Annotated in this window: 11 protein-coding genes; 10 read left to right on the top strand and 1 reads right to left on the bottom strand. The window is 44.7% G+C overall.

What is annotated here, in order from left to right; translation table 11 throughout:
• Positions 1-3: 3 nt before the first annotated feature.
• On the top strand, positions 4-1,095 hold the full coding sequence (gene mqnC / locus K6T99_05695) for a dehypoxanthine futalosine cyclase (GenBank protein ID MCL6519305.1): 1,092 nt from the start codon (positions 4-6) through the stop codon (positions 1,093-1,095).
• Here mqnC and K6T99_05690 read toward each other — a convergent pair.
• On the bottom strand, positions 1,092-3,905 hold the full coding sequence (locus K6T99_05690) for a hypothetical protein (protein MCL6519304.1): 2,814 nt from the start codon (positions 3,903-3,905) through the stop codon (positions 1,092-1,094). The genes mqnC and K6T99_05690 overlap by 4 nt on opposite strands.
• Before the next feature lie 403 nt (positions 3,906-4,308).
• On the opposite strand from K6T99_05690, the gene K6T99_05685 reads away from it, so the two are divergent.
• The 9 genes from K6T99_05685 to K6T99_05645 all read left to right on the top strand — a co-directional run.
• Positions 4,309-5,142 carry an ABC transporter permease gene (locus tag K6T99_05685; protein MCL6519303.1) on the top strand — a complete coding sequence of 278 codons (834 nt, stop codon included), beginning with the start codon at positions 4,309-4,311 and terminating at the stop codon, positions 5,140-5,142.
• 5 nt (positions 5,143-5,147) lie between these two features.
• Positions 5,148-6,458 carry an ABC transporter ATP-binding protein gene (locus tag K6T99_05680; protein ID MCL6519302.1) on the top strand — a complete coding sequence of 437 codons (1,311 nt, stop codon included), beginning with the start codon at positions 5,148-5,150 and terminating at the stop codon, positions 6,456-6,458.
• Positions 6,459-6,580: 122 nt separating this feature from the next.
• Positions 6,581-7,513 carry a DegT/DnrJ/EryC1/StrS family aminotransferase gene (locus K6T99_05675; protein MCL6519301.1) on the top strand — a complete coding sequence of 311 codons (933 nt, stop codon included), beginning with the start codon at positions 6,581-6,583 and terminating at the stop codon, positions 7,511-7,513.
• Positions 7,510-8,415 carry a hypothetical protein gene (locus K6T99_05670; GenBank protein MCL6519300.1) on the top strand — a complete coding sequence of 302 codons (906 nt, stop codon included), beginning with the start codon at positions 7,510-7,512 and terminating at the stop codon, positions 8,413-8,415. Before K6T99_05675 ends, K6T99_05670 begins: the two co-directional genes overlap by 4 nt.
• Before the next feature lie 35 nt (positions 8,416-8,450).
• On the top strand, positions 8,451-9,008 hold the full coding sequence (locus K6T99_05665; GenBank protein ID MCL6519299.1) for a GNAT family N-acetyltransferase: 558 nt from the start codon (positions 8,451-8,453) through the stop codon (positions 9,006-9,008).
• Positions 8,992-10,206 carry an aminotransferase class I/II-fold pyridoxal phosphate-dependent enzyme gene (locus K6T99_05660; protein MCL6519298.1) on the top strand — a complete coding sequence of 405 codons (1,215 nt, stop codon included), beginning with the start codon at positions 8,992-8,994 and terminating at the stop codon, positions 10,204-10,206. Before K6T99_05665 ends, K6T99_05660 begins: the two co-directional genes overlap by 17 nt.
• A 32-nt stretch (positions 10,207-10,238) precedes the next feature.
• A complete protein-coding gene (locus tag K6T99_05655; GenBank protein ID MCL6519297.1) occupies positions 10,239-11,192 on the top strand; it encodes a glycosyltransferase in 954 nt (317 codons plus the stop codon).
• Entirely contained in the window at positions 11,189-12,373 is a 1,185-nt protein-coding gene (locus tag K6T99_05650) for a glycosyltransferase (protein ID MCL6519296.1), read from the top strand. The genes K6T99_05655 and K6T99_05650 overlap by 4 nt, the downstream gene beginning before the upstream one ends.
• A 13-nt stretch (positions 12,374-12,386) precedes the next feature.
• Positions 12,387-12,799, top strand: a 413-nt coding sequence (locus K6T99_05645; GenBank protein ID MCL6519295.1) for a glycosyltransferase, incomplete at its 3' end; no start/stop codon positions are given.

Below are 12,799 nucleotides of genomic sequence, written 5' to 3'. Positions count from 1 at the left end.
CATATGAAGGCTGTTCTAGCAATTTTGGATAAGGCAGTTGAGGGAAACAGGATTAGCTGCGAAGAGGGAAATCTTCTTTTTGAGAAGGCTTCTCTTGCAGAGCTGGGTTTAGCTGCTGATGCGGTTTGCAGGCGGATGCATCCGGAGCCATACAGGACTTATGTTTGCGACCGAAACATCAATTACACAAATATTTGTGTATCGAAATGCAAGTTTTGCGCCTTTTTTCGGAGCGCCGATTCACCAGATTCTTATTTGCTCTCTAAAGATGAAATCCACAGAAAAATTGCGGAGGCAGTTGAACTAGGTGCGACCCAAATCCTTATGCAAGGTGGATTGCACCCAACGCTAAAGATTGAATACTACGAGTCACTCGTTCGCAGGATAAAGGAGCGATTCAATATCCACTTGCATTCTTTTTCTCCACCAGAGATTGTGCACATAGCGCGGATTTCGAATATAAGCATTGAAGAAACCATTCGCCGACTTAAGGATGCTGGCTTAGATTCGCTTCCAGGCGGCGGGGCTGAAATACTAGCGGATGGTCCTAGAGTTTTGGTCAGCCCCAATAAGTGCACTGCTGATGAGTGGATTAAGGTGATGGAAACAGCCCAGCTGCTTGGCATGCCTACAACAGCTACAATGATGTTTGGCCATATCGAGACATATGCCAACCGAATCGAGCATTTGGCAAGAATCCGCAATTTGCAAGACCGAACTGGCGGTTTTACAGCATTTATCCCATGGACATTTCAACCTTTGAACACTGCTTTGAATGGCTCAAGTGTAGGTGGTCATGACTATCTTCGGACTCTCGCGATTTCTCGTCTGTTTTTGGATAATTTTATTAACATTCAAGCGTCATGGGTCACACAAGGGTTAAAAATTGGACAAATTGCCTTGTTTTTCGGAGCAAATGATCTTGGTGGCACTATGATTGAAGAAAATGTGGTGGCTGCGGCAGGTGTTAACTTTCGGCTAACTGAGGATGAGATTCGGTCGGCAATTCAAGAAGCTGGTTTTGTACCTTGCAAAAGAGATACGTATTATCGTCTTCTTGAAAAGCCACCGAATATTCTACATAAAAGCGCTTAGGGTGCAAGGATAGCTATATCAGTGGGTGCGCGGGTGCGAACTACTCGCATTAGGGTTTCGCCTTCTTTTTCAAGATTACTAATGCCTGTAACTGCTACTAGCATTCCTATCTCCAAGTTGGTTGTATTAGATACTAGAACCTTTATTCCTGACCGAGTTACTCCTTCTCTGGGAACGGAACCGTCGGAAATATAAATATGGTCCGAAGCTATTGCTTTAATTCGCCCTGTAGTTGTTATTAATAAGCCAACATTATTCAGACTTATGCTACCAGTAGCACCAGGGACTATATCATCGGCGGCTCCCGCCACTGAATAGTTGCACATAAAAATTGGTTCGATCGCGGCACCAGTACCAATAGATGTTACTTCTGCGTTAGTTATGAACCGTTCCACTTCATTACCTGTTACTTTCCCTTTGACTTCTACAATATCACCCACGTTTACAAGCGCATTGGATAGTATTTTTATTCCTGATGCCCTGTTGGCGTCCTCAATATAAAATTCATCTTGAAATACTACTGTAACGATGCCGTTTGAAAGATGGACTGGCCTTCCATCTGGCGACCGTCGGGCAGTGCCAATTGTTACAGAATCACAAGGTAGGATGTATATCCCATCAGAAACTCCAGGCAATCCCCAGAGGTTTGAGCCATTGCATGCCTTGATGGAAATGTAATATGTCTCACCTGGTGTAAGGTTCAAATCGGTTAGTTCAATTTGGGTTTCATCGGTCAATGTCCAGTCTTTTATATCCATCGAGCCTGGCGTAGTGCCAACAGCATATTGATAGCATGATATTCCAGATTCAGGATCGAAAGTTGTCCAGTTTGCACGAAGACAAGAAGTGGAGATTTGTTCTACGCCATCGTCGGTGACTGATGGTGGTGGCGGTGGTGTGAGGTCAGCCATAAGGGCTTCTGAAGATCCAGGGTCGCTCCAGTCGCCATCTGAATACCGAGCTCTTACGGATACATAATAAGTTTCGCCATGGGTTAAATTTGCATCGGTCAGCACGGCGGAATTTGAGGTTCCGGCAGAAGTCCAATCAAGCGCATCTGTGCTGCCAGGTTGAGTTCCAACGGCATATTGGTATTCATAAATTGCATCTTGTTTCTCGGCTTCCTCCCACTCTGCAATGGACGCATTAGATATATATCCTTTGGGAGCAGTAACAACGGGGGGCAGTGGTGTGCCAGGTTTTAACCATCGGATAGTTATGGTGCTAGTGGTCTCTGGTTTTAGAGTAATATAAACTCGCTCCTCTGTTTGGTGCTGAGACAATACGGATTCTCCATAGGCATAGGGTACTCGGTCGCCATTAACGCCTACCTTTATCTCATTTAAAACTCCTTCCGGTCTGATTGCGGTAACAGTTACGCTTCCATCGGGGTTAGAGGTATAGAAAATACGGCCCCCTATGAAGTCCCGAAGTCTGCGGACAAGGTCTTCTGTGGGTATAAACTTCGCGCCTTGGTCAACCATGTATGCAATACCGGCTCTAACGAGATCGGCTAGAGGGACGCCATCAGTATAGTAGTTGCTGTCTGGTGCGAACTCTAAATCGTGGATAAAGCCGTATGTGTATAAGCCGTATTTTAGATTTGCTTGGTAAACTTTTCTTAGTTCTTCATAGTAGTTGTATCCATATAGCCAAAGTGTGATGTCGTCTGGCATCGTTTGTGATAGGCAAAACGGTACAGTGGTGGATTGCGCAAGAGTTTGAAACCAATGCCTTTTGATTGGAATCCCCTGAAGAATCATGTCTTCGCCAGAGGGGAGCTTGCAATTCCTGGGGTCGGCACCACGGGCTCCAAAAAGTATGCTTGTGGGGTAGAGTTGTTCAATCTGTTGTAAAGTAGGATTCATCATTCCTGAAAAATTAAAGTAGTCAATCGTTCTGGGAATTAGTATTCGTTGGTCGGCAATGGCGCTTATGACTTCAACATAAATATCACGCGGCGTCCAATCCCAATGGTGCGATCTAGAATGTGAGCCGATGCTAAAAAGTGGACTAATGTTATTCCATTTCTCGATTGATTCAGGGGTTAGAAAATTATAAACAAGTAGCGCTGTCATTTTTATATTGTACTGGGTTGCTATTTGTTCCAAAGCATCAATTGCGGGCAGATTGTTTGTGAGATCAGCATGGATTTCAATGGATACGATTGGAGTGCCTTCTATACGGTCATTTGCAAACCCTATTGGAGGACGATTTCCATAACGAAGATAGTTTGCAACCTTCCCATAGTCTAACAAATGTAAAGTATGGTTACTATAAGCATCTATAGCTCCTCCTTGTGGGTAAAGGAACCCAACTGCATGTTCCCCAAACTTTATGGTCATATCGGGTTGGGTAGTAAAAAGAAACGTGTTGAATTGAGTAGGCGGCAGAGAGACCGCCGTAACGATTGGGTCTTTCTCAATAATCGATGGCACAATAGGTGTACCAGATACAGATTGAAGGCCACCATCTTGTACGTTGAAGAGGTCTAAGCCGAATCTTATGTATTCCCGAAGTATGCCTTCCGTTGAAAAACGCATGTATGGCAGTTCGCCGTTTATAAATATCTTTCGACCTTCAGATAATGCGGCCTGGCATTTTGCATAAACTGCGCTAACTGTTGTGGGTGATGTATGACCGCTGAGGAAGATTATGTCATGGTCGCCTAAATCCATATTTACAAATCTGCCATATGTGACTACATCAAATGGTAATCCTGCTCCGACAAGGTCGGCTATTATGAATTCGCCGTTATAGATTGGTAACGCCCATTGCTCGGGTAAATATTGCTCCGTTGTAACTACCAATACTCGCTGTGCATGAAGCGTGATTGGTGTTAGGCTACATAAAATGAGGAGTAATACAAAACTTGCTAATTTCCGGTTATAGTACCTACTCAGACTAGGCCTCCCGCTGGTTTAATTTTTAAGTGATATTCCCACATTGAGAAACAGGGAAACATTGAATAAGCAAGTAATTGACGCCTTTTGGTTGTTGTTAGGCTACAATCAAAATGCTTGCCCATTTGTTTTAAAAGTAGCAGTTAATGGATAGAAAACATTTAAAATTCGCTTTGGAATATATGTTTTGTATAGTAAAGGCTAAGGGTAAAGGTCTATAAGGACGCCAGGCATGTTCCTCTGGGCATTGTTTGTTACCGCTAGGCCATTGCACATTACAAACGAAGGTCTAATTCAGACGGAGTAAACTTTGACTCATAAGTTCCAGCATACACTGGTAATTGAGGCGGGACGCGAAGAGCACCATTATTGGGCTGACCTATGGCGCTACCGGGAGCTTTTCTTTTTCTTATCATGGCGAGATGTTCTTGTGAGGTACAAGCAAACGGTGATAGGAGTTGCCTGGAGTGTACTTAGACCAGTTTTAACAATGGTTGTCTTTTCTATAATTTTTGGAAAGCTTGCTAAACTCCCTTCTGGAGGCGTGCCGTATCCAATTCTCGTTTTCACCGCTATGCTACCATGGCAGTTGTTTGCCGGTTCACTCAATGATTGTAGCGGGAGTGTAGTTGCTAGTGCTGGCTTAATCACAAAGGTTTATTTTCCGCGTGTAATAATTCCTGCAAGCACAGTAATTGTAAACCTAATCGATTTCTTTCTTTCATTCGTGATTCTTTGCTTTTTAATGGTTTTCTACCATTTTGTTCCTAGCTGGCGAATAATTGTTCTGCCAGCTTTTTTAGCTCTGGCGGTGCTCTCAGCTTTTGGTGTTGGATTGTGGGCGTCGGCTCTAAATGTGAAGTACCGTGATTTTCGATACATTGTCCCATTCCTTACGCAGATGGGTTTATATATTTCACCCGTCGGCTTCAGCAGTAATATCATTCCTGAAAAATGGAGACTGTTGTATTCAGCCAACCCTATGGTAGGAGTAATAGATGGTTTCCGATGGGCGATCATTGGGAGTAATGTTAATCTATACTGGCCAGGTTTTGCACTTTCCGTGGCTCTGACCTTACTTGTTTTGTTTACCGGGCTTCGTCATTTCAGGAAAATGGAACGCGATTTTGCAGATATAATTTGATAACTATGGATAGCATCGTAAAAGTAGAAGGACTTGGAAAGAAATATGTTCTAGGGCGCCGGATGCCGGACAGGGAAAGTTATGATACCCTTCGCGATATCATTTGGGATGCGGCACGGAAAGCGCTTTGCCGTTTGAATGGACGCGCCCCAAAACAAGACGGACTTTCGAATGAATTATGGGCTCTTAAAGATGTCAATTTTGAGGTTGGGCAAGGTGAGAGGCTTGGGGTTGTAGGACGAAATGGCGCCGGTAAATCCACCCTACTTAAAATCGTCAGCCGAATCACTTGCCCTACCACTGGGAAGATTACAATACATGGGCGAGTTGCAAGCTTATTGGAGGTTGGCACTGGCTTTCATCCTGAACTAACTGGTCGCGAAAATATCTTTCTTAATGGAGCGATTCTCGGCATGGGCAGGGCCGAGATAAAGCGAAAATTCGACGACATTGTTGAATTTTCTGAAATCGAAAGGTTCCTTGATACACCAGTCAAAAGATACTCCTCGGGAATGTATGTTCGCCTTGCGTTTGCCGTAGCTGCACACCTTGACCCAGAAATCCTGCTTGTGGATGAGGTCTTAGCTGTTGGTGATATTGCCTTCCAAAAGAAATGCTTGGGGAAAATGGGCGAAGTGACTACAAGTGGACGCACAGTAATTTTTGTGAGTCACAACATGGCAGCAGTGCAGAGCCTCTGTGGAAGAGCCATTTGGTTAGACCACGGCCGAATAGCTGAAATTGGGGAGGCATCAAAAGTCGTGGCAGATTACCTCCAAGCAGACGCAACTTTCCTAACCGAACAGGTTTGGGATGATATTTCAACTGCCCCAGGAAATGATAAGGTGCGAATTTGCCGCGCTTGTGCGCGAGCCGAGAACGGAGGCGGACAAATTACCGTTCATACGCCTTTCAGACTTGAGTTTGATTACTGGAACCTCGAACCTGACGCACGTATTCACCTATGTCTGCATATCTATAATGCACAAGGGGTCCTGGTGATAAATCCAGCGCCCGTCAATGAGCCGGTTTGGCATGGGCGGCCATTTCCAGTAGGTCTTTTCCGCACCATCTGCTGCATACCCGGTGACCTAATGAACGACAACACGTATCGTGTCAACCTCATGGTTGTAAAAGATGGTGGGAAAGTAATCTACACCCATGAGGATATATTAGCTTTCGATATTTTTGACGACCCAGAGACTCGGGGTGAATGGCGGGGCAAGGTCGAAGGAGTAGTGCGCCCTAAACTCGACTGGACTACGGATTTAGTGATTCCAGGGTTGCCATCTCGTGATACTGCTTCGATTGTATAAGATTGTGATTTCATTTCGAGGGATTTTGGGCTGATATGAGCATAATTGGAGGTATGTTTGGTTTCCCACTTGCTCAAGAACGAAGTTGTCTCCCTCCTTTTATGAAGGAAGACAGCATTCTAATGTCAAACGCGCGGTCATGCATAGCATTGGTAGCTGACTTATTATTGCCAGCTAATATTTGGGTGCCATCGTATTTATGCCACACTATCCTAAGTGGGATAAAAATGCAGAAAGTTCGATTCTTTCCTGTGAACTACAACTTACAACCCGACCATGATGGCTGGATGAATGAAGTAAAAGAGGGCGATTTGGTTATTTTTATTGACTACTTTGGATGGCATTTCAGCACAGAATATATAGTTGATGCTAAGAATAGGGGAGCATGGGTTTTAGAGGATGCTTGCCAGGCGTTGCTAACAAATGGTGTCGGAAAGCTGGCGGACTTCGTAGTGTTTAGTCCAAGAAAGTTCTTAGGTATACCCGACGGTGGAATTTTAAACATTAATACACAGGAGATAAATGTTTCTGACATTCAACTTGAGCGCCCACCTGCAGATTGGTGGATGAAATCAGTAACCTCACTAATCCTTAGATGGCAGTTTGACATTTGTGGTGGTTCTCGCGAATGGTACGACCTTTATAAAGAGGTTGAAGCTGAGAATAAGGCGGCACGCTATTCGATGAGCGAACTTTCGAGAGTTCTGTTGATGTATGCGTTCAACTACCAAGAAATCGCAAGACGGCGAATTGAAAACTATCTTGTGCTTGCTGAATGTCTTAAGGAGATTGCTGTGTTTCCAAATCTCTCAAAAGGCATCGTGCCACTTGGGTTTCCGATAAGGGTTAGAAATCGCGACAGCCTTAGGGAGGTTCTTTTTGCTGAGGATATCTATCCGCCTGTTCACTGGCCAATAGCGGGCGTTGTTCCGCAAGAATTTCGGGAAAGCCACCGACTAGCTGGCGATATTATGATGATACCATGCGATCAAAGATACAGCGCTGATGATATGAATCGTGTCGCTAGCATAATTAGAAAGGAAGTTTACAGGTGACTGGTTACCTCCATCCGGATTATGCAAAATCACTTTCGGAGTTCGGTGTTCCGCGAGAACTGCCAGAATGTGGCGCATGGGTTCTAGAGCGGCAGATTCCTGGCACATCCGAGAGAGACGCTATGGGTTGTTATCCGATTTTCCAATGTCGTGATTGGTCAAACTTAAAAAAGGATATTGAGAACCTAAGGAATGACTTGGTTAGCATAGCACTCGTAGCAGACCCATTTGGTGATTATGATATCTCTTACCTCCAAGAATGCTTTGACGTTGTTAAACCTTTTAAGGAGCACTTTGTTGCAGATCTAAGCCAGCCGTTGGCTAGTTTTGTTGCAGAGAAGCACCGCTATTGGGCAAGGCGAGCACTCAGAGAGATTAAAGTGGAGTTGTGTGAGGACCCACTTAAGCATTTGGATGAATGGGTGACGCTCTATGGGGGTCTCGTTGAGCGTGAGGGGCTAACGGGCATAAAAGCATTTTCAAAGAAGTCATTTGCAGACCAATTTAGAGTTCCAGGATTCCAAATGTTTCGGGCGGTATATCAAGGTATTACGGTTGGCCTTCAGACTTACTATGTGCATGGGGATATTGCTTATGGTCATTTGATGTCAATGAGTGAAATCGGCTATAAGACCAGAGCTTCTTATGCAATGACTTGGGCTTCCTTTGAGCATCTTTCCAAGGGAAAAATCCGATGGGTTGATACAGGGGGCGTTCCAGGCGTTCATGATGGTGCGTCAGAGGGACTTGCTGCTTTCAAGCGAGGTTGGGCATCTGGTACGAGAATGGCTTATTTTTGTGGAGCTATTTTGACTCCGATTAAATACAGGCAGATTGTTGATGCAAAGGGCATCACACAGACAGATTACTTTCCTACTTATCGTCTTGGTGAATTTGGGTAGAAAACAAAATAAAAAAACTCTAATTAAGGTGAGCGATGTGTCCAGTTTACCTAAGATGCCTTGAACCTGATGATCTTGAGAGGACTTATAAGTGGCACAATGACCCCAAGCTATATGAGTCTTTGGGTGGCGTGTTTAGGTATGTTAGCAGAGCTAGTGAGGAAGAGTGGCTTCGAAAAGCATCGTCGTATTCTGCTAACGAGGTAAGTCTGGCAATTTGCTTGACAGATGGCGGTAGGCATATTGGCAATGTCTACCTCAGAAATATTGACTGGGTTTCACGTAGGGCTGAACTTCATATTTTTATTGGTGAACCGAACGAACGCTCAAATGGGTATGGAACTATAGCAGTTAATCAGATGCTACGGCACGCGTTCCAAGATCTAGGACTCCATAGGGTTTACTTATTTGTTTTGGCAGACAATGAACCTGCAATCCGGACATATGAAAAATGCGGGTTTGCAGTAGAAGGCCGGCTTCGACAGCATGCGTTCAAGGGTGGTGCATTCAAAGACGTCGTTGTTATGGGAATATGCTCTAATGATTGGGCTTTGACGAAAGGGCAAGGAGGCACAAATGAAGTCGCAGGTTGACTCTTTGGCGATTTTTAGCGGTGTCCCGACGTTTAGCGAAAAGCTTCATGTTGGTCGGCCTAATATTGGCAATCGTGAGCGCCTACTAGAACGCATAGGAGAAATGCTAGACAGACGATGGTTAACCAATCATGGACCCTACGTTGAGGAATTCGAGCAAAAGATTGCGGAACTGACAGGCGCAAAGCACTGCATAGCGATGTGCAATGCCACGGTTGCCTTGGAGATAGTTATCAAGGCGCTCGGCTTAAAAGGAGAGGTAATTGTACCTGCTTTTACATTTATAGCTACCGCGCACGCGCTTCAGTGGCAAGAGATTACCCCCGTATTTTGTGACATCGACCCGCTGACCCATAACATTAATCCGAACCGAGTAGAGGATATGATCACGCCTCGCACAACGGGCATCATAGGAGTTCACATTTGGGGTAGACCTTGTGATGTTGAGGCCCTTCAAAGCATAGCCGACAAACATGGCCTGAGGTTAATTTTTGACGCCGCCCATGCGTTCGCCTGCTCATATAATGGTACGATGATTGGCAACTTCGGAGAAGCAGAAGTATTCAGTTTTCATGCCACTAAGTTTTTGAATACCTTTGAGGGTGGTGCGGTCACTACCAACAACGATGAACTTGCTAATAAAATTCGACTTATGAAAAATTTCGGGTTTGCTGGGTATGATAATGTGATTTATATTGGCACGAATGGTAAGATGAGCGAAATATCGGCAGCTATGGGCTTAACATCGCTTGAGAGTATGGAAGAAGTTATAGCTATCAATAAGCGTAATTATTTGTTGTATCGGCGACAGCTTGCTGGAATTCCTGGAGTAACCATGGTTACCTATGACGAGTCGGAAAAATGCAATTACCAATATGTCGTGCTGGAAATCGACGAAGGACAAGCGGGAATAGATAGAGACCTTCTTGTGAGAATTTTACATGCGGAAAATGTCATCGCACGCCGCTACTTTTATCCTGGTTGCCACCGAATGGAGCCCTATAAGTCGTATTTTCCGCATGCTGGACTTGTGTTACCAGAGACGGAAAAATTATGCCGGAGAGTGCTTCTTCTCCCAACTGGAACTGCTGTTGGGCCAAAGGAGATTGCCAAGGTTTGCGAGATCATTCAGACTGCTGTAATAAACGGAGGGGAGATTAAGGAGCGTTTGTTAGGGGAATTTGTCATGGCTGCCTGATACGAGGCGAAAATTACAGCTTTGGTGTTGAGATGCGTTTAAGTGTTTTAATGATTACTTATAATCACGCGAAATACATCAGGAAGGCAATCGATAGCGTACTTTCTCAAGAGACAAATTTCGACTTTGAAATTGTAGTTGGCGATGATTGCTCAACCGATGGAACGCGAGAAATAATCAATGAATACATGCAAAGGTATCCCAACAAAATGGTGGCGCCTTGTGCCGAGCAAAATATCGGTGCGAACAGGAACTTCACTCGTTCTTTGGCAATTTGCAGAGGTCAATATATAGCTTTATTGGATGGCGATGATTACTGGACGTCGCCTAGAAAACTGCAAACTCAGGTTGATTACCTAGATAGCCATCCGGAGTGTATCATGTGTTTTCATGACGTTGAGAACGTTTTTGAGGATTGTACTGGGGAACCAGTTTATATCCAGAACGAGCGACCTGAGACGATGGATATCGAGGATATTTTAAGGGACAACTTTATCCCCACGTCATCCGTGGTTTTTAGGAATGGCTTCATTCGGCAATTCCCAGACTGGTATTATGACCTGCCGTTTGGTGATTGGCCATTTTTTGTCATTCTCTCTCAGTTCGGAAAGATTGGCTACATCAAACAAACCATGGGTGCTTATCGCAGACGAACTGAAGCGGCCACAGCAGGCGGCGCGGCAAAGTTTGGCCCCAAGGGTGAGTTATTTCTTCAAGGTGAGCTGAAGATCTATGGGTTAGTGGATAACTATTTTCACGGCAGACATAGGTCGATAATTCGGCCTGCAATTTCAAGAAGATACTATTTATTATCAACCCATTTTGAGAAGATTGGCAACCTATCCAAAGCCAAGAAGTATGCTCTTTATAGATTGGCAACTAGATCATTCAACGATGGTGAAGAGAATATACTGAAGCATCTTTTTCGCCTTTACATGCCAGGTGTATACGGCTTTATGAAGGCTCTGCGGAGTTCAATATCATGAGAATTTTGTATTTAAGCCATATTCTGCCTGTTTCGGAGATGACTGGAGACCTAAGGCATTACCGCTTTCTAAAGGGATTAGCCAGAAAGAATTTGGTGCGGCTCTTAGTGTGTACGAGCCAAGTTACTTGGACAAGCGAGGATATCCGGCGACTCGAGGATTTCGTTGACAGCATCGAGGTCATCCAGTTGAAGCCGCCATGTGCATCAAAAGTAACTAGATTTGCAAACCGAATGCTTTGGTCTTTGTCATTTAATGTGGAGCCTTGGTGGCTTGATTATGATTTTGAAAAGGCATTGATACGTTCAATCGAAAATTTCCAGCCGGATATTATACATGCTAATATGCCCACTGCGAGGCACTGTTTTAGAATTAAGGGAATTCCTGTGGTGGTTGACATCTGCGATGCAGTGTCACTGCAGTCGCCATTGCATGGTGGTTGGCTAAGGTCATGGTGGTGGCTGAAGGGCTATCGGGAGATGGAGGCATTCATTGGTTCGTTTGCAGATAGGGTGTTGGTAATTTCTGAGCGAGATGCAGCAGCAATTAACTGCCCTCGAGAGAAAATAGCCGTTGTGCCAAATGGTGTTGACCTGGAATACTACCAGCAATGTGAGAAAATGTATGACAGGCATATGGTGTGCTTTGTAGGTGCAATGGATTACATTCCTAACGTAGATGCCGCTGTATATTTTGCAAATAAGGTATGGCCATTAGTGCGCGAAGTGTCCCCAGCTGCAAAGGCTTACATTGTTGGGAAGAATCCTTTGCCTGAGGTGCAGAAACTTAACAATCAAGACGGTGTTGTCGTTACCGGCACTGTAGATGATGTCCGTCCTTATATTTGGCGATGTGCTACAACAGTTGCTCCTTTGAGATTTGCTTCTGGAATGCAGAATAAAGTGCTCCAGTCTTTGGCAATGGGTGTTCCGGTGGTGATGACGCCAGCTGCGAATGGCGGTATTGGGGCTTGCGAGGAGAACGGCGTTATTGTTGCGTCGGACCCTAGTGGAATGGCAGAGGCAATAGTTTGCCTTATGCGCGACAGTGATCGTCGAAAAACGCTAGGCATGCTCGGCAGGCACTATGTGGAGAAGAACTTTACTTGGGAACGCTCTATTGACTCTTTGGAGGAGGTTTACCACGAAGTGCTTGGAAACCGTGCTGCCATGGTTGCCTGAATTTGGGTTTATTATGATTACTATTGCAATTTGTACATACAACCGGAGTGATATGTTGAAGGATGCTCTTGACAGCTTTTTTAAACAGGAGCATCTAGAAAGCATACCATACGAATTGCTACTGGTTGATAATGGCTCCACCGATGATACGCCGGAAGTAGCTGAATTTTTTTCAAGTCACCCAGGTGTTCGATATGTGTTTGAAGAGCGTCAGGGACTTTCCAATGCTAGAAATCGGGCTATTTTGGAAGCAAAGGGGGAAATCATAGCATATGCAGATGATGATGTATTGTTTTCCCCCTACTGGTTGAAGGAATTGTGGGAAGGGGCAAATCGATGGGCGAATGCGTCAATTTTTGGGGGCAAAGCAGTGGCGCATTGGGATTTTCCGAAACCTCGGTGGTTCGTTGATCACGGGCCCTACAC

This window comes from Armatimonadota bacterium, assembly GCA_023511795.1.
GTDB lineage: Bacteria > Armatimonadota > UBA5829 > DTJY01 > DTJY01 > JAIMAU01.
This window is presented reverse-complemented; position numbering and strand designations above follow the sequence as displayed.